Genomic DNA, 16,550 nt, shown 5'->3' on the forward strand with positions numbered 1-16,550 from the left:
AAGATGTGCGTCTCCTCACATGGCCCCGGCCAGAGGATGGCGCATTTCCACCAGAGGCTCGCCAAGTGGCAAGGTGGCAGGGAGCGCCGCAACCCGTGGTCGAAGCAGGTATGTCCCGATGCTGCACCGCCATATCATTTGGGGCATCCCAGTCAAATGACGACGCAGCGTGCCACCCCTATTTAGGGATGCATCACCCGCCTTTAAACATGGCGTGGACAGAAAGGTGAGACAACGAAGGAGACAGTTATTTGCTCTTTTGAAATCAATATTTTTACTATCGATCCGCATTAGCATTTAATTGAAAAAGCTGTCGGCGTCCGACGGTGCTGATCATCGGCGGATCAGGAAGCTGGCGACAGCGGAGCCGCCCTGCGCGCAACGGTGTCGCAGCCCGTTGCATTGCAACATCGGTGATGAACCGACGGCGTTTTCCGATGCCTGTAACGACAATGCCGCCGCTGCATCCTCCTCTGATCAGAGAGAGTGCAGCGGCGGCATTTGTCTTAAAGGGCCGCAGCCCTATCAGATCAGTGCGCGGCGGGCGGCGCGAACTTGGTCAGGTCGATGCCAGCGACAGCAACCTTATATTCGTCCATGTTGGGCGTACGGCCAAGGATGGTCGACAGCACGACGAGCGGAGTCGAAGCGAGGAGCGATTCCCCCTTCTTCTCGGCCGTATCTTCCACGACGCGGCCCTGGAACAGACGGGTCGAGGTGGCGAGGACGGTATCGCCCTTCGCGGCCTTTTCCTGATTGCCCATGCACAGGTTGCAGCCCGGACGCTCCAGATAGAGCATATTTTCATATTCGGTGCGGGCTGCATTCTTGGGATGCGCATCATCAAATTCGAACCCGGCATATTTCTGGAGCACGTCCCAGTCGCCCTCTGCCTTGAGTTCGTCGACGATGTTGTAGGTCGGCGGGGCGACGACCAGAGGCGCCTTGAATTCGACCTTGCCCTGCGTCGCTTCGACATTTTTGAGCATCTGGGCGAGGATCTTCATGTCGCCCTTGTGCACCATGCACGATCCGATGAAGCCCAGGTCGACCTTCTTCGTTCCGCCATAATAGGAAACGGGGCGGATCGTGTCGTGGGTGTAGCGCTTGGACACGTCTGCATTGTTGACGTCCGGGTCGGCGATCATCGGCTCGTCGATCAGGTCGAGGTCGACCACGACTTCGGCGAAATATTTGGCGTTGGCGTCGGGCGCCAGCGCGGGCTTTTCACCCGATCGGATTTCGGCAATGCGCTTGTCCGCCAGGGCGATCAGGCCCTTGAGCGTACCCGCCGCATTTTCCATGCCCTTGTCGATCATGATCTGGATGCGCGACTTGGCGATTTCCAGCGACGCGATCAGCGTTTCGTCGTTCGAAATGCAGATCGACGCCTTGGCCTTCATTTCGGCCGTCCAGTCGGTGAAGGTGAAGGCCTGATCGGCCAGCAGCGTGCCGATATGGACTTCGATGATGCGGCCCTGGAACACGTTTTCGCCGCCAAACTGGTGGAGCATCTGCGCCTGGGTCGCGTGGACGACGTCGCGGAAGTCCATATAGGGCGCCATTTGCCCCTTGAACGTGACCTTGACCGACTGCGGGATCGGCATGGTGGCTTCACCCGTGGCCAGCGCCAGCGCGACGGTGCCCGAGTCCGCGCCGAAGGCCACGCCCTTCGACATGCGGGTGTGGCTGTCGCCGCCGATGATGATCGCCCAGTCGTCCACGGTGATGTCGTTCAGCACCTTATGGATGACGTCGGTCATCGCGTGATAGACGCCCTTGGGATCGCGCGCGGTGATCAGGCCGAAATTGTTCATGAAGGACATGAGCTTGGGAATGTTGGCCTGCGCCTTCTTGTCCCAGACCGACGCCGTGTGGCAGCCCGACTGATAGGCGCCATCGACCAGCGGCGAAATGACGGTGGCCGCCATCGCTTCCAGTTCCTGCGCGGTCATCAGGCCGGTGGTGTCCTGCGACCCGACGATGTTGACCTTCACGCGCACGTCGGAGCCGGCGTGCAGCACCTTGCCCGGCGTTACGCCCACGGCGTTGCGGTTGAAGATCTTTTCAACAGCGGTCAGGCCCTGGTTCTCGACCGTGATTTCCTTGTTCGGGGCGAACACCTTGGGCGCTTCGATGCCCAGCGTTTCGGCGGCGAAAGTCTGGAGCTTCTTGCCGAAGACGATGGCGTAGCTGCTGCCAGCCTTCATGAACTCCATCTTCTGGGGCGTGAAGGACGCGGCGACATCGACCAGTTCGTTGCCGGCCTCGTCGGTCAGCTTCTTGTTCTTGACGTCGATCTTCAGGACCGTGCCCGTTGCAACGGAGAACTTCTCTTCAAGGACGGGGTTGCCATCATTGTTCAGGATCGCCTTACCATCCGGGCCGGTCATCTTGACCCAGTTTTTCAGGTTCAGGCCGATGCCGCCGGTCACGTCCACGGTGGTCGCGAAGATCGGCGAAATGCCATTGGTGCCCGCGACGACCGGCGCATAGTTGACGAAGGGCACATAGGGGCTCTGCTGCTTGCCGGCCCACAGCGCCACATTGTTGACGCCCGACATGCGCGACGAGCCAACGCCCATCGTGCCCTTTTCGGCGATCAGCATCACGCGCTTGTCAGGATGCTGGATCTTGAGCGCCTGAATTTCCTGCTGCGCGGCCGGCGAGATCATGCACTGGCCATGCAGTTCGCGGTCGGAGCGCGAGTGCGCCTGGTTGCCCGGCGACAGAAGGTCGGTCGAAATATCGCCTTCGCCCGCGATGAAGGTCACGACCTTGATCTCACCCTCGACGTCGGGCAGCTTCACGAAGAATTCGGCGTTGGCGTAGCTTTCCAGCACATCCTTGGCGACCGCATTGCCAGCGGCATAGGCGTCGCGCAGGCGGAACATGTCGGCGTCGTACAGGAACACCTGCGTCTTGAGCACGTCGCCCGCCTGACTGGCCAGCGCTGCGTCATCGCCGAGCGCGATGTCGAGCAGAACGGCGATCGAAGGGCCGCCCTTCATATGGCTGAGCAGTTCCAGCGCGAAGGCCGGCGTGATTTCCGCAACGGTAACGTCGCCCACAACGATCTTCTTGAGGAAGTCGGCCTTCACGGCCGCGGCGCTGGTGGTGCCCGGCAGCGTGTTGTAGATGAAGAATTGCAGCGCGTCGGCGCGATGCTCACTGCCCGCATCCTGAATCAGCGCGATGAGTTCGGCAACCAGCGCGCCGTCGTCGATCGGCTTGGGCGCGAGCCCCTGAGTCTTTCGGCTTTCGATTTCGGCCAGATAATCCAGGTAAATGCTCATCTCGTTCCCAACGTCATAAAAGTGCACGGAGTCGACGCGCAGCGCCACTTGCCGACTTATATGCCCGGTCCGGGAGCTGACGCCGCCCCGGTACGTCAAGACACGCCAATTGGCAAGTCGCGGCAGCGCAGCAAAATATTGCTGCCAACCAGGACAATTGGCCGAAAACCGCGATTTTTCTATTACTCTGAGTATAAGGATGGCCTTAAGTAGGACGCCTATCCTTTGGCCTTCTCCACCGCGATCCACACGTCGATCTGACTTTCCAGCACCGTCAGCGGCACCGCGCCCTGCGCCAGCACCGCGTCATGGAAGCGGCGCAAGTCGAATTTTGGCCCCAACGCCCCTTCCGCCTTTTTCCGCAATTCCCGGATTTTAATTTCGCCCAGCTTGTAGCCCAGCGCCTGTCCGGGCCAGCTGATATAGCGATTGACCTCCGCATCGATATTGGCGTCGGACAGGGCGCTGTTCGCTTTCATGAAGGCGACGGCCTTTGCCTTGTCCCAGCCCTTGGCATGGATGCCGGTGTCGACCACCAGCCGGCAGGCGCGCCACATTTCATAGGACAGACGGCCCATCATCTTTTCGGGCGTGTCATACAGGCCCATCTCTTCACCCAGATATTCGGTGTAGAGCGCCCACCCCTCCACATAAGCGGTGAAGCCAGCCAGATATTTGCGGAAGGGCGGCAGCGGCAATTCCTGTTGCAGCGCGATCTGGTTGTGATGGCCCGGCACGGCTTCATGTGCGGTCAGCGCCGGCACTTCCCAGAAGGGACGCTGATCCAGCTTTGACGTGTTCACCCAGAAAGTGCCCGATATGCCCGATTCAGGCGCGCCGGGGCCGTAATAAGCGGTGGTCGTTCCTTCCGCTTCGGCCGCCGGAATCGGCTTCAGACCATAGGGCAGACGCGGCAGCGTGCCGAAATAGCGCGGCAGCAGCCCGTCGATCGTCTTCGCCTGTCGCGCCGCGACGCGCAGCAATTCTTCGGGCGTCTTGGCGTAATAGCTCGGATCGGTGCGCAGATGCTGGATATAGGCGGCGCGGCTGGGATAGCCGGCCTTCGCCGCGATCTCGTCCATCCGCTTGCCGATGCGGGCGACTTCATCCAGCCCGATCTGATGAATCTGATCGGGCGTCAGGTCGGTGGTGGTGTGCGCCCGCGCCCGGCTGGCATACCAGGCCGCGCCGCCCGGCAACGCCGATGCGCTGTCGCTCTTGCGGCAATGGGGCAGATAGTCGGCCACGAACAGATCATGCCATTTGCGATATTCGGGCGTCAGCACATCGCGGATGATCGTGACCGCGCGCGCCTGCATCGCGCTCCAGTCGACATCGCTGATGTCGCGGGGTTTGGCGCGCTTGAACGGCTCGTAAAAGCGCGTGTCCTCCGGCTTGCCATCGACAATGCCGCTGATCGTCCCGGCGTAATTTTGCAGCACGGAACAGGGCTGGACATAGCCGCCCCTGATCGCCTGCCGCGTGATGGCGAGCGCATCGCCATTCTGCTTCGGGTAGAGAGCAAGGCGTTTCAGATAGCTGTCATAGTCAGCGCGGTTATAGAAAGGCAGGCCATCGGCCATGCCGGAAAAGCCCTGATGCCAGCCATAATAGGTGGTGAAGAGCATCAGCCGTTCGGCCGGATACCGGTCGCTGTCGATGTCGTCGCGCAGCATCCAGAGCAGGACGTCGCGATTGACGCGATCGGCGGCATCCAGTTGATCGGCCGGCATCGCCTCCAGCCGCGTTACGAAACCCTGCTCCGCCTTGACCTGAGCATCGCGCGCCGCCAGCGACATGTCATAGATGCGATCATCATAATCGCGCACGCCCCGCGCGGTGGCATCAACCGGATGGGTCGAAAGATACCAGGCCCAATGATCATCAATGATTTTGGTTAGCTGGTCATGGGGCGCGGTCTGGGCAGGAACCAGAACCGGAGCGGAGACGGCGATGAGGAGAGACAGAATCTTGCGCATAGGCGCAATGGATCGCGCGCCGAACGCATTTTGGCAAGAGGGTCAGGCGGCGGCTACGCCTTCCGCCTCCACCACATTGTCGCCGGCATAGAAGCCCTGCACCCGCACCCGCTTTTCGACATGATCCACGGGCACGCGGAGCAGAACGAGGCGGTAGCTGCCGCCCAGATCGCGCTGGAGCAGAAAGCCGGCCTCATCGCGCAGCAACCGCCCGGTTTCATTCACTCCAGCGCCAATGTCAGTCATGCCTTTCAGTCTATCGCGTCCTTGATGCCCTTGCCAGCCAATATGCCCAGCACGAGGAAAAGAACGAAGACGGCAATGGCGATGAAGAACAATATCTTGGCGATGCCGACAAAGGTGCCGGCCGCGCCGCCAAAGCCCAGCAGCGCAAGGACGGCGGCAATGACGAGCGAAATGATCGCGAGCTTGATCATGGGACAATCCCTTATGTGGAAGTGATGGGCAGACAACCGATGAACGGTCCGCTTGTTCCACCTGCGTAGCGTTACGCCATCATCGCCACACGCATGCATAACCAGAAATTAAGGTTGAATATCGGGTGGTTGAATGAACCAACGCTGATTGCGGCCGTTGTCGCCCCACCCATGATGAGGAGAAGGCGATGTCGAACAATCACGCCATCAGCAAGCTGGACGACCTGATCACGACTTTGATCGACAGTGTCAAAGGCTATGCCCACAGCGCCGACAAGACGAAGTCGGACTATCACGAAAAATTATTCCAGGATCTGGCAGCCGAGCGAAAACAGGCGGTCGCGCTGTTGCAGGAACGCAGCCGGGCACTGGGCGGCAAGCCCAATGATTTCGGCTCCATGGCCGGCACGGTGCATCGCCGGATGGAGGATATTTTCGTGGCGCTGGGCGGCGGCGACAAGGCGGTGATCCAGGCGATCGACCGCGGCGAGGATTATCTGCGCGAAGAATTTGAGCGGGTGATCAAGGATGACGCGATCGACGCCGAGACGAACGCCGCAGTGCAGCAGGCCTATGCATCGGTCGCGCATGGCCGGTCGGTGGTGGAGACGCTCAAGCAGCAGCTGGCCGCCTGAAGCCCTCCGCGGTTAAACCCAGCCTTCCAGCACCTGATTGGGCGGGCGATGCCCATCGACCCAGGTGCGGATATTGGCGATGACGCGCGCGCCGGTGGCGTCGCGGCCTTCAAAGGTCGCGGACCCCATATGCGGCAGCAGCGCGACGTTGGACAGGGTCAAGAGGCGCGGGTCCACAGCGGGTTCGTGGGTGTAGACGTCGAAACCCGCACCGGCGATGCGCCCTTCCTGCAACGCGGTGATGAGCGCCTGCTCATCGGTGATTTCCGCGCGCGAGGTGTTGATGAGATAGGCGTCGGGGCGCAGCAGCGCGATCCGGCGCGCGTCGATCAGGCCCCGGCTGTCGGCGTTGAGCGGGCAATGAATCGACAATATGTCGCTGCCCGCCAGCAGCCCGTCGAGATCGGCATGCCATTCCGCCTCCAGTTCCTGCTCCACTTCGAAGGGCAGGCGATGGCGGTTATGATAGGCGATCGAGAGGCCGAAGGCGCGGGCGCGGCGGGCGACGGCGCGGCCGATGCGGCCCATGCCGATAATGCCCAGCCGCTTGCCGCCGATGCGATGGCCCAGCATGCCCGAGGGACTCCAGCCGCGCCATTCGCCGGCGCGCACCAGTTTCTCCCCTTCGGCCAGACGGCGCGGCACCGACAGGATCAGCGCCATCGTCATGTCGGCGGTATCCTCCGTCAGGACGCCGGGGGTGTTGGTGACGATGATGCCCTTCCCGCGCGCGGCGGCCAGATCGACATGGTCGACGCCGCTGCCGAAGCTGGCGATCAGTTGCAGCCGGTCGCCAGCCTGGGCGATCAGGGCCGCATCGATCGTGTCGTTGATGGTGGGCACCAGCACGTCGCACTGCTGCATCGCGGCGGCCAGTTCGTCCCGGCTCATCGCGATGTCGGCGACATTGAAACTGGCGTCGAACAGCTCGGCCATGCGCGCCTCCACATTGGGGGGCAGGCGGCGCGTGACGATGACGCGCGGCTTGGCGGGGCGCGGTTTTCTGGCCATGGGTCAAGCCGCTATTCCCAGCAAGGCTGCGGGTCAAGCGGATAAGGCGGCGGGCGTGACAGGAAAGGCTGTCGCAACGCGCCGCAAGCGACTATGGCGGGACCATGGATATTGTGGGTTCGGGGTTTGGAATGAAGCGCTTTTGTCTGGGCGCGGGTGCGATCATGGCGCTGGCGGGCGCTGCGGCGGCTTGGGCCGCGCCGGCCAAGCCCGTGCCTTACTGGGCGTCGCTGGCGCAGGACGAGGCGCGGATGCGGGTCGGGCCGAGCCTGGATTACCCATCCAACTGGGTCTATCGCCGCCGCGACCTGCCAGTGAAGGTGGTGCAGGTGCTGGGCTTGTGGCGCAAGGTCGAAGACCCGGACGGCGCGCAGGGATGGATGCATGTCCGCCTGCTGAGCGACACCGCGACCGGGATCGTGAAGGCCGATGTCGCGCCGCTGCATGAAAGCGCCAGCGACGGATCGCGCACATTGTTTCGGGCAGAACGGGGCGTGGTCGGCCGGCTGCACGATTGTTCGGGCGGCTGGTGCACGTTCGACGTCAAGGGCCAGCGCGGCTATGTGAAGGCCAGCGACGTGTGGGGCGCGACCGACAAATAGGATTTCGCCGGCTTAACTTCGCATATTTCCCGCCGGATTCGACATTTCCGTGCGAAGTGCTGACATTTAATTACAAAAGCCATAAAGCTGATCTCTCCTGAAAAAGACCTGTCATCATGGCAAAGGGCCAGCCTGTAGGACAGGCCGGCCCTTTCCCCTTCAATGCGGCGCGGCGCCCAGTTCCACGCCGGTCTTGTCATGCAGGGCAAAGCGGTCGATCAGGTCGGCGCTGGCGCGGTTATAGCCGGCCACCTCCACCTGGCGACCATCGCGGCGCAGGCGCGCGACGATCTTGTCGAGCGCGCCGACGCCCGAAATGTCCCAGAAATGCGCGCCCGACACATCGATGACGACATGGCTGGCGCTTTCGGGCTGCTGGAAGGCGCGGGTGAAGCGATCGACCGAGGCGAAGAATATCTGGCCAGTGACGCGATAAGTGGCGACACCGCCTGCCTCGCCACGCTCGACAGCGAACATGCGCTGCACCTTGCCGGCGAAGAAGATGCCCGACAACAGCACGCCCGAGAGCACGCCTAATGACAGATCATGCGTGGCGACCACAACCACCACCGTCACCAGCATGACCACCGAGGAAGTCGGCGGATGGCGGCGCAGATTGAGGATGGAATTCCAGCTGAAGGTGCCGATCGACACCATGATCATGATGGCGACCAATGCGGGCATCGGCACCCGCCCGACCCATGGCCCCAGCACGGCGAGCAGGAACAGCAGGAAGGCGCCTGCAATGAAGGTGGAGAGCCGGCCGCGCCCGCCCGAGGTGACGTTGATGACCGACTGGCCGATCATGGCGCAGCCGCCCATGCCGCCGAACAGGGCGGCGACGATATTCGCCCCGCCCTGCCCCATGGCTTCGCGCTGCTTGTCGCTGTCCGTGTCGGTCATGTCGTCCACGATCTGCGCGGTCAGCATGGATTCGAGCAGGCCGACCGCCGCCATCGTCACCGAATAGGGCGCGATGATGCGCAGCGTGTCGAGCGTGAGCGGCACATGCGGCAGGGCGAAGCTGGGCAGTCCCTGCGGCAATTTCCCCATGTCGCCGACGCTGTGCACCGGCAAGCCGAAGGTCAGGCTGACGACGGTGAGGACAAGGATCGCCACCAGCGGCGATGGCACCGCCTTCGTCAGGCGCGGGAAGATGTAGATGATGGCCAGGCCCGCCGCGACCATGGCGTAGGTCTGCCAGCCGACATGGGTGAGTTGCGGCAGTTGCGCCATGAAGATGAGGATGGCGAGCGCGTTGACGAAGCCGGTGATGACCGATCGCGACACGAATTGCATCAGCAGGTCCAGCCGCAACAGGCCGGCGAGAATCTGGACGAGGCCCATCAGGATGGTGGCGGCGAACAGATAGTCGACGCCATGCTGTTTCACCAGCGGGCCGACCAGAACGGCGACGGCGGCGGTCGCGGCGGAGATCATGCCGGGCCGTCCGCCGATCAGGGATATGGTGATGGCGATGGCGACCGAGGCATAGAGGCCGACGCGCGGATCGACCCCGGCGATGATCGAAAAGCCGATGGCTTCGGGAATGAGCGCGAGCGCGACGACGATGCCGGCCAATATGTCGCGCCGCGCGGAGGCGGCGTCGGCAAACCACTGCCGACGGTAGCGGGTGAGAAGATCAGTCATGAAGAGTCCACAACAAGGCACATGGCGCCGCGATCAGGCGGCGCATCGATTGGGATCATGTGGGATGTTGTCCGGCGGATCGGCGGCCGGAATAGCCACCCGGAATTTCACCGGGTCCATGCGAATGAATGCGCTTTAGCGGAGGGTGATGTGCGGGATCAAGGGGCTTCGATGCGCTTGCGTCAACGCCGCCGCACCACCGATACCGAGAATTTGGGGGTCAGCGCGCAGTCGGCGGGCGCTGCGCCAAAGGCGGCGCGATCGACGCAATAGGCCGCCGACGCGAAGTTCGTCGCGATCGCCGCGCGCACGATGCCATTGTCGCGCAGGCCCGCATCCACGCCGCCGCCATCCATCCAGGTCGTGATTTCGCGATCGAACAGCGACTGGCCATTGTCGATCCGCACCAGCCGATAGTGCATCGTCACGCTGGTCCGGTTGCTGGTGCCGATGCGGAAGGGCGTGTCGCTGCCGATCCATTTTACCGTCAGGCGCGTGCGGGCCGCCGCCGCGTCGGGCGAAAGCATGTTCATGCGATTGAGGCTTTCGCGCAGCGCAGCGTTGACGCTCGACCGCTTGGCCGCCGCGATCCAGTTGAGCGCGCTGCTCTTGATCGTCGGCGGCAAGCCTTCGATCTCCAGCGCATCGATGCGATGATAGAGCGGATGGGTGGCCGCCACCGGGCGGGGCGTTTCCGGCGCGAAGGGCAGGCCGATCGCGACCAGCGGGATGTTGTCCTGCGCCGCTGCGGAGGCGGAGGTTAAGGCCAGAAGCGGCAGGGCCAGCAGGGCGGGAGCAATGCGCATGGCGCGAGAGTAAGCCGGCAATCGTCAGTTTTTGATTAAGGCGGGTTGATGGCGATGCGTCTGGGCCAAGCAGGCAGAAGCGGCCAGAGGCGGACAGTTAGCCGCATTTCATATTGCTCGAAAGCAGCCATTCCATATTCGTCACCCCAGCGAAGGCTGGGGTCTCAGGCGATCAAAGGAAGAGGTGCGTAATATCCAGCCAATCGGGATTGCGTTCTTCGATCAGCCGGATTTTCCAGTCTCGCCTCCATGCCTTGAGCGCCTTTTCGCGAGCAATGGCCAATGTGATGTCATCATGGACTTCCGCGAGAACGAGGCATGTCAGGCCATATTTCTTGCAGAAGGCAGAGCCTGTCCCGCTGCGGTGCTGCTCGATCCGCGCCGCGAGATCAGCCGTGACGCCAATATAGAGCACGCCGCGCGCCTTGTTGGTCATGATGTAGGTATAGCCGCCTCGCGCCATGTCCTACTGTCGCGCACCATTCCCCGAGATGCCAGCCTTCGCTGGCATGACGCTCAATTTCATGTCGGCACGCATGATAACCTGACAGTCGCCTAACCACCCGAACCCGCCATGCATCTGCATGCAAAGACCAGGCACGGGACACCAGCAGCCTTCAGTTCATTTACAGCGCAGGATCATGATCCTTCCTGTGCCGGAAAGAAGGGGGCCGTGGCCCCCTTCCCTTCCCCTTACCACTCATAGGCCTTTGGCAATGCGCCTTCGCCCGGTGTGGCGTAGCGGTCGCGCAATCGGGTCTGGCGGTTTTCCAGCGGCTGGGCCACGCCATCGATCCACACCGCGACCGGGGCGGAGGTCATTTCCAGCGGGTCGCCGTCCCAGATCACGACGTCCCCTGCCCGGCCGGGACGCAGCGAGCCGATCCGGTCGCCAAGGCCCATCGCTTCGGCGGGGGCAGCAGTGATGGTGCGCAGCGCCTGACCCCAGCTGAGGCCCGTCGCGCCGGGCACCTTCGCCAGGGCGACCATATTGCCCGCCTGCTGGGTTGCAGCGCGCAGTTGCAGCGCGTCGTCGCCGGTCAGCATGCCCATGGAGACGCTGACGCCCGCCTTGACCAGCCGGCCGACATTGCTCTGGGTCGCGGCCAGCTTTTCGAAGCTGGAGGGCAGGTCTTCGAGGCCCGCAGTGATGACCGGCACCCTGGCGGCGGCGATCTGGGGCGCGACCATCCAGCCTTCGGTCGCGCCGGCCAGAATGAGTTTGAGGGCCGGAAAATCCTGTCGCAGCGACAGGATGGTCAGAATGTCGCGCGCGCTTTCGACATGGACCATCAGCGGCATCGCGCCAGTGACGACCGGGACCAGCGCTTCGGCATCGACGCGGTTGAGCAGCGCGTCCTTCGACCGGCCGTCATAGCTGGCGGGGGCTTTGGCGAACTCCTGCGCCTCACGCAGCATCATGCGGAAGGTCAGGATGCTCGCCGCGCGGCTGCCGCCGGCGTCATCCTTCCCCTCTTCGCCCATCTCCACATATTGGAAGGCGCGGGGCCGGGTGATCGGCGTCAGGTCCGCCCCCAGATCGACCACCGCGCCCTGCCCGGCGAAGATCCCAGCGGCGGCGGCGGGCGCCACCACCGCGCGGGTGATGCCCGCCGTGCGGCTGATCGCGACGGGATTGGCCAGCGGATTGATGGCGGGCGCGACGTCGATCGCGGCGGAAAAGGACGACCGGGCGGCGCGGGTGTCGTTGGTTTCCTTCACCCCCGGCACTTCGGCCAGCCCAAGGCGTGAAAAGCCCGAAACGATACCGGGCGTCACCCACTTGCCGGCGGCGTCGATGGTCTTTGCGCCGGCGGGCACGGCGATGCCGGCGCCGGCCGCAACCACCTTGCCAGCGGTGATGACCACGGTGCCGTTCTGGATCGGCTCCGATCCGTCGCCGATCGCCAGCGTCGCGCCGGTGATGGCGACGGACTGGGCGAGCGCGGGAGTGGAGAGCGCCATGGCCAGTGCGCAGGCAAGGGTTCTCGACAGGCTCGAACCGAACGGGGAGAGAGGTAGGGTCTTGCTCATTTCACGTCTCCCGCGCCGATCTGGCCCAGTTCGAAATCGGATACCGGCCGCAGTTTCGGATTGGCGCTGTCGTACAGGAGCGCGCCGTCGATCCAGACTTTTTCGGGCCGCGTATAGGTGCTGAACGGGTTGCCGTTCCACAGGACGACATCGGCCATCTTGCCGACCTTCAGGCTGCCGGTCTGTTCGGAAATGCCCATGGCGCGGGCCGGATTGATGGCCAGCCAGGTCCAGGCGACCTCGTCCGCTATGTCGATGCCCATGCGGCGGCCCGCGCCCAGCGCCTTGGCCGCTTCCTGATTCAAGCGCTGAATGCCATCCTGATCGTCGCTATGGACGATGGCGCAGGCGCCGGCGCGGTGGACCAGCGGGACATTTTCCTTGATCCCGTCATAGGCTTCCATCTTGAAGCCATACCAGTCGCCCCACATGGCCGAGCAGATGCCATTGTCGCGCAGCAGATCGGCGATCTTGTAGCTTTCGACGGCGTGGTGGAAGGCGGCGATCTTGTAGCCGAACTCCTTCGACATATCGATGACGTTCGCCATTTCATCGGCGCGATAGCAATGGTTGTGGACGAGGATCTTGCCCTCCAGCACATCCGCCAGCGTTTCCATGCCAAGGTCGCGGGTCTGATCTTTCCCGGCGGCGCGCTTCTTCTGATACTCCCGCGCCTTGATCCAGGTCTGGCGGTCGACCGCCATATTGCCCATGCGGGTGGAGGGTTCGCGCCCCCGGCCGCCATAGACGCGCTTGGGATTTTCGCCGCACGCCATTTTGAGGCCATAGGGCGCGCCGGGGAATTTCATCCCCTGTTGGGTGCGGGCGGGGACATTCTTCACCGTGACGCTGCGGCCGCCGAAGAGGTTGCCCGATCCGGGAAGAATCTGAAGCGTCGTGACGCCGCCATTGGCGAGCGCACGGCCAAAGCCGGGGTCTTGCGGCCAGATGCTATGTTCGGCCCAGACATGCGGGGTCACGGGCGATGTCATTTCATTGCCGTCGGACAGCGCATCGACGCCGGGCGACGCATAGACGCCCAGATGGCTGTGAATGTCGATCACGCCCGGCGTCACATATTTGCCGGTGCCGTCGAACACGGCGATGTCGGCCGGGATCGGCGTGTCCGGCCCGCCTATCGCAACGATCTTCCCCTCCGACAGGAAGACGACGCCCTTGTCGATGCGGCCCCCTTCCCCGTCGAAGATGGTGGCATTGCGTATCACGGTCGGGCGGCCGGGATAGGCTTTATAGGTGGAGGGATAGGGATTTTCGGGTTCGGCCGACGATCCCTGCGATGCCGGTGCCTCATCCTTGTCCTTGCGCGCGGCGACGGGGGCGGCAGCCCCCGCCAGCAATGCCGCGATCAGCAGCCATCTGCCGTGCGTCTTCATGCCTTATCCTCCGAAGCGATGCTGTCGAGGTGCATCATGCGTTTCACATAGGGCGAGACGAGCAGCACCAGTCCCCCGACGATGACCGAAAACCAGCCGATTTGCGTATAGACGTCAAGTACTTGTGCGACATTTCCGGCTTCACCGCTGCCGGTGGCGCGGGCGATGAGGCCCGCGATGAAATTGCCCGCCGCCATGGCGAGGAACCAGGTGCCCATGACCAGCCCGACCATCGACGACACCGACAAGCGCGTCATGGCGGACAGGCCGACCGGCGAGAAGCAGAGTTCCGCCATGGTGTGGAACAGGTAGATGAGGAAGACGAAGATGACCGGGGTCAGATTTTCGCCCGCCATCGCCGCGCCCGCCACCAGAACCAGAAAGCCCGCGCCGCAGAGGATCAGGCCGATGCCGAACTTGGCGGGCGAAGACGGTTCCAGCCGGCGTTTGTCGAGGAAGGTCCAGACCACCGCGAACAACGGCGCGAAGAGGATGATGAAGACCGAATTGACCGACTGGAACAGGGATGCAGGGACATCCCAGCCCAATATGACGCGATCGACATTGCGGTCGGTGAAGATGTTCAGCGACGATCCGGTCTGTTCGAACAGACCCCAGAAGAGCGGGTTCAAGGCGATCAGGAAGAGCGCGGCGAACATGCGGTCGCGATCGACCCGGCCCAACGTGCCGAGCGTGCGCCAGAGGATGTAGACGACGGTGAGGGCCGAGAAGATCAGCAGCGCATAACCCAGCAGTTCAGCGTAGCGGATCACCAGCCAGATCGCGATGACGCCCAGCGCCGCGCCGAGGTAAATGGTCCATTCCTGGCTGAGACCGGCGGCGGTCGGCGTGCGCAGTTGCTGCGGCGCGGGCGGTTCGCCCTTGCCCAGCAGCCAGGGTTTGAGCCAGACGAACATGACGAGACCAAGCAGCATGCCCACACCCGCTGCGCCGAAGCCCCAGCTCCAGCCCCAGAGTTCCCCCAGCAGGCCGCAGACGATCGGCCCCAACATGCCGCCCATGTTGATGCCCATGTAGAAGATCGAATAGGCCGAATCGCGGCGATGATCGTCGCGGGGATAAAGTTCGCCGACCAGCACCGAGACATTGGCCTTGAGGAAGCCGGTGCCCACGATGATCGAGGCGAGCGCCAGATAGAAGCCGTTGAGGAAGAAGGGATGCTGCCCCCCCGGCCCTTCGGTCACGGCGATCAGGAAATGGCCGATGGCGATGAAGACGCCGCCCGCCGTCACCGCCTTGCGCGGGCCGAGGAACCGATCCGACAGATAACCGCCGATGACCGGGGTGATGTAGACCAAAGATGTATAGGCGCCGTAGAGGAGATACGCCTTGTCTTCGCCAAAGAGGAAATGTTTGGTGAGGTAGAAGATCAGGATGGCGCGCATGCCATAATAGGAAAAACGCTCCCACATTTCCGCGAAGAAGAGCAGATACAGCCCACGCGGATGGCCAAGCCAGGTTTTTCCCGGCTCGGCCGCAATCTTGTCCGAAGTCGCCATTCGGCACCCTTTACATATATCTTGTTTCCGGCCGCCGTCGGGCGGGGCCGCTTATGGAGCCAGCCTAGAGCGACTGGTGCGCTCCTGTCAAAAAGCCAGCCGCACCCTTGCGCTTGAGCCGTCGCCGCGCCATCTGTCGCGGCGATGTTCAACGACCTTTCCTCCCCGCTCGCCCTGCTCCAGACCCGCCGGTCCGGCAAGCCCCGCGACCTGATCGCGCCCGGCCCGGACGACGCGCAGCTGCGACAGATATTGGAGGTGGCGCTGCGCACGCCCGATCATGGCAAGCTGGCCCCGTGGCGCTTCGTGATCGTACCGCAGGACAGGCGCGATGCGCTGGCGCAATTGCTGGAGCGCGCCTATCGCGCCGAAAAGCCGGAGGCCGGTCGGCTGGAGATCGAAGCGATGCACCAGTTTGCGCAACAGGCGCCGACGTTGGTGGTGGCGCTGTCCGCCCCGGTCGCGGGCAGCAAAATCCCGCTGTGGGAACAGGAATTGTCGGCGGGCGCGGCGATCATGAACCTGCTGCACGCCACCCATGCGCTGGGCTTTGCCGGCGGATGGCTGACCGGCTGGCCCAGCTTCAACGCCGACGTGCGCGACGCCTTTGGCGGCGAGCATGAGAAGATTGCCGGCTTTGTGTTTATCGGGACTCCGGGTAAGCCGCAGGAAGAACGGCCACGGCCAGAATATGATGACATCGTGTCGACTTGGGACAGATAATTACGCAACTGTAAATCTATAAGAAATTTTATAGCTTGCCCCCATGGCTGTATTATGGCAGTGATGCACTATGGCCGACGAATCCAAACCCGTCTATCTCCGCCTGCGTGAGATCATTGCCGCCTCCATATTGGATGGGGAATTTTCCGATGGCGACCTGTTGCCATCGGTGCGCGCCTTTGCCGCGACGCAGGGGGCCAACCCGCTGACGGTGGCGAAAGCCTATCAGAGTTTTCAGGATGACGGGCTGGTCGTGGTGAAGCGCGGCGTCGGCATGTTCGTCGCCGATGGCGCGACCCGCCGCCTGCGCGAGATGGAGCGGGAGCGCTTCATCGAACATGTATGGCCGCCCGTAGCCGCGCAAATCCGGCGGCTGGGGCTGCGGATCGACGAACTGGATCTGGCGAAGGCTTAAAAAGATTCCCAACCCGTTCGGCCCTTCGACTTTGCTCAGGAGAGCTTG

At 63.1% G+C, this 16,550-nt stretch carries 15 protein-coding genes and 1 other annotated feature; of the genes, 4 read left to right on the forward strand and 11 right to left on the reverse strand.

Translation table 11 applies throughout. The annotated features are described in order from the left end of the window. Positions 1-530: 530 nt before the first annotated feature. The 4 genes from ACFOKF_RS12485 to ACFOKF_RS12500 all read right to left on the reverse strand — a co-directional run bounded on the left by ACFOKF_RS12485 (position 531) and on the right by ACFOKF_RS12500 (position 5,712). The gene (locus ACFOKF_RS12485) at positions 531-3,296 is read right to left on the reverse strand and encodes a bifunctional aconitate hydratase 2/2-methylisocitrate dehydratase (RefSeq protein ID WP_380796003.1); all 2,766 of its coding nucleotides are present in this window, start codon (positions 3,294-3,296) and stop codon (positions 531-533) included. A 218-nt stretch (positions 3,297-3,514) separates the two neighbouring features. Continuing rightward, positions 3,515-5,275, reverse strand: a complete 1,761-nt coding sequence (locus tag ACFOKF_RS12490) for a DUF885 domain-containing protein (RefSeq protein ID WP_380796004.1) — start codon at positions 5,273-5,275, stop codon at positions 3,515-3,517. Positions 5,276-5,317: 42 nt separating this feature from the next. Further along, on the reverse strand, positions 5,318-5,521 hold the full coding sequence (locus tag ACFOKF_RS12495; RefSeq protein ID WP_380796005.1) for a DUF5818 domain-containing protein: 204 nt from the start codon (positions 5,519-5,521) through the stop codon (positions 5,318-5,320). A 5-nt stretch (positions 5,522-5,526) separates the two neighbouring features. Further along, entirely contained in the window at positions 5,527-5,712 is a 186-nt protein-coding gene (locus tag ACFOKF_RS12500) for a DUF1328 domain-containing protein (RefSeq protein WP_298399454.1), read from the reverse strand. Between the two features lie 188 nt (positions 5,713-5,900). Here ACFOKF_RS12500 and ACFOKF_RS12505 point away from each other — a divergent pair, with 188 nt between their 5' ends. After that, positions 5,901-6,347 carry a PA2169 family four-helix-bundle protein gene (locus ACFOKF_RS12505; protein ID WP_380796006.1) on the forward strand — a complete coding sequence of 149 codons (447 nt, stop codon included), beginning with the start codon at positions 5,901-5,903 and terminating at the stop codon, positions 6,345-6,347. Between the two features lie 12 nt (positions 6,348-6,359). Here the strand turns inward: ACFOKF_RS12505 and ACFOKF_RS12510 are convergent, their stop codons facing one another. Then, a complete protein-coding gene (locus tag ACFOKF_RS12510) occupies positions 6,360-7,358 on the reverse strand; it encodes a 2-hydroxyacid dehydrogenase (RefSeq protein WP_380796007.1) in 999 nt (332 codons plus the stop codon). A 131-nt stretch (positions 7,359-7,489) separates the two neighbouring features. On the opposite strand from ACFOKF_RS12510, the gene ACFOKF_RS12515 reads away from it, so the two are divergent. Continuing rightward, the gene (locus tag ACFOKF_RS12515) at positions 7,490-7,960 is read left to right on the forward strand and encodes an SH3 domain-containing protein (protein ID WP_380796008.1); all 471 of its coding nucleotides are present in this window, start codon (positions 7,490-7,492) and stop codon (positions 7,958-7,960) included. Between the two features lie 159 nt (positions 7,961-8,119). Here the strand turns inward: ACFOKF_RS12515 and ACFOKF_RS12520 are convergent, their stop codons facing one another. From ACFOKF_RS12520 to ACFOKF_RS12545, 6 genes are all read right to left on the reverse strand, one after another. Beyond that, positions 8,120-9,610 (reverse strand): SulP family inorganic anion transporter, encoded by a 1,491-nt coding sequence (locus tag ACFOKF_RS12520; protein ID WP_380796010.1) that lies wholly within the window; start codon positions 9,608-9,610, stop codon positions 8,120-8,122. Positions 9,611-9,675: 65 nt separating this feature from the next. After that, positions 9,676-9,731 (reverse strand) — a sequence feature (sul1 is cis-regulatory element that is thought to sense ions involved in sulfur or methionine metabolism; They are found in Alphaproteobacteria). A gap of 61 nt (positions 9,732-9,792) precedes the next feature. After that, positions 9,793-10,416, reverse strand: a complete 624-nt coding sequence (locus ACFOKF_RS12525) for a hypothetical protein (protein ID WP_380796012.1) — start codon at positions 10,414-10,416, stop codon at positions 9,793-9,795. A gap of 172 nt (positions 10,417-10,588) precedes the next feature. Then, positions 10,589-10,879, reverse strand: a complete 291-nt coding sequence (locus ACFOKF_RS12530; RefSeq protein ID WP_380796013.1) for a GIY-YIG nuclease family protein — start codon at positions 10,877-10,879, stop codon at positions 10,589-10,591. A gap of 230 nt (positions 10,880-11,109) precedes the next feature. Next, complete coding sequence (locus ACFOKF_RS12535; protein ID WP_380796014.1) at positions 11,110-12,450, reverse strand: amidohydrolase family protein; 1,341 nt, start codon at positions 12,448-12,450, stop codon at positions 11,110-11,112. Next, positions 12,447-13,844: an amidohydrolase gene (locus ACFOKF_RS12540; RefSeq protein ID WP_380796016.1), complete on the reverse strand. Its 1,398-nt coding sequence runs from the start codon at positions 13,842-13,844 to the stop codon at positions 12,447-12,449. The genes ACFOKF_RS12535 and ACFOKF_RS12540 overlap by 4 nt, the downstream gene beginning before the upstream one ends. Next, positions 13,841-15,364, reverse strand: coding sequence for a peptide MFS transporter (locus tag ACFOKF_RS12545; protein ID WP_380796017.1), 1,524 nt, complete (start codon positions 15,362-15,364; stop codon positions 13,841-13,843). The genes ACFOKF_RS12540 and ACFOKF_RS12545 overlap by 4 nt, the downstream gene beginning before the upstream one ends. 144 nt (positions 15,365-15,508) lie before the next feature. Between ACFOKF_RS12545 and ACFOKF_RS12550 the strand changes: the two genes are divergently transcribed. Both ACFOKF_RS12550 and ACFOKF_RS12555 read left to right on the forward strand, forming a co-directional pair. Continuing rightward, entirely contained in the window at positions 15,509-16,087 is a 579-nt protein-coding gene (locus ACFOKF_RS12550) for a nitroreductase family protein (RefSeq protein WP_380796018.1), read from the forward strand. A 70-nt stretch (positions 16,088-16,157) separates the two neighbouring features. Continuing rightward, a complete protein-coding gene (locus tag ACFOKF_RS12555) occupies positions 16,158-16,502 on the forward strand; it encodes a GntR family transcriptional regulator (RefSeq protein WP_380796019.1) in 345 nt (114 codons plus the stop codon). Positions 16,503-16,550 lie beyond the last annotated feature (48 nt).

Origin of the sequence: Sphingobium rhizovicinum, from assembly GCF_042647625.1 — a bacterium.
Taxonomy (GTDB): Bacteria; Pseudomonadota; Alphaproteobacteria; order Sphingomonadales; family Sphingomonadaceae; genus Sphingobium; species Sphingobium rhizovicinum.

Excerpts from the sequence above, each read along its gene's own strand:
- ACFOKF_RS12485 (WP_380796003.1), bottom strand. The coding sequence starts at position 3,296 with ATGAGCATTTACCTGGATTATCTGGCCGAAATCGAAAGCCGAAAGACT.
- ACFOKF_RS12490 (WP_380796004.1), bottom strand. The coding sequence starts at position 5,275 with ATGCGCAAGATTCTGTCTCTCCTCATCGCCGTCTCCGCTCCGGTTCTG.
- ACFOKF_RS12495 (WP_380796005.1), bottom strand. The coding sequence starts at position 5,521 with ATGACTGACATTGGCGCTGGAGTGAATGAAACCGGGCGGTTGCTGCGC.
- ACFOKF_RS12500 (WP_298399454.1), bottom strand. The coding sequence starts at position 5,712 with ATGATCAAGCTCGCGATCATTTCGCTCGTCATTGCCGCCGTCCTTGCG.
- ACFOKF_RS12505 (WP_380796006.1), top strand. The coding sequence starts at position 5,901 with ATGTCGAACAATCACGCCATCAGCAAGCTGGACGACCTGATCACGACT.
- ACFOKF_RS12510 (WP_380796007.1), bottom strand. The coding sequence starts at position 7,358 with ATGGCCAGAAAACCGCGCCCCGCCAAGCCGCGCGTCATCGTCACGCGC.
- ACFOKF_RS12515 (WP_380796008.1), top strand. The coding sequence starts at position 7,490 with ATGAAGCGCTTTTGTCTGGGCGCGGGTGCGATCATGGCGCTGGCGGGC.
- ACFOKF_RS12520 (WP_380796010.1), bottom strand. The coding sequence starts at position 9,610 with ATGACTGATCTTCTCACCCGCTACCGTCGGCAGTGGTTTGCCGACGCC.
- ACFOKF_RS12525 (WP_380796012.1), bottom strand. The coding sequence starts at position 10,416 with ATGCGCATTGCTCCCGCCCTGCTGGCCCTGCCGCTTCTGGCCTTAACC.
- ACFOKF_RS12530 (WP_380796013.1), bottom strand. The coding sequence starts at position 10,879 with ATGGCGCGAGGCGGCTATACCTACATCATGACCAACAAGGCGCGCGGC.
- ACFOKF_RS12535 (WP_380796014.1), bottom strand. The coding sequence starts at position 12,450 with ATGAGCAAGACCCTACCTCTCTCCCCGTTCGGTTCGAGCCTGTCGAGA.
- ACFOKF_RS12540 (WP_380796016.1), bottom strand. The coding sequence starts at position 13,844 with ATGAAGACGCACGGCAGATGGCTGCTGATCGCGGCATTGCTGGCGGGG.
- ACFOKF_RS12545 (WP_380796017.1), bottom strand. The coding sequence starts at position 15,364 with ATGGCGACTTCGGACAAGATTGCGGCCGAGCCGGGAAAAACCTGGCTT.
- ACFOKF_RS12550 (WP_380796018.1), top strand. The coding sequence starts at position 15,509 with ATGTTCAACGACCTTTCCTCCCCGCTCGCCCTGCTCCAGACCCGCCGG.
- ACFOKF_RS12555 (WP_380796019.1), top strand. The coding sequence starts at position 16,158 with ATGGCCGACGAATCCAAACCCGTCTATCTCCGCCTGCGTGAGATCATT.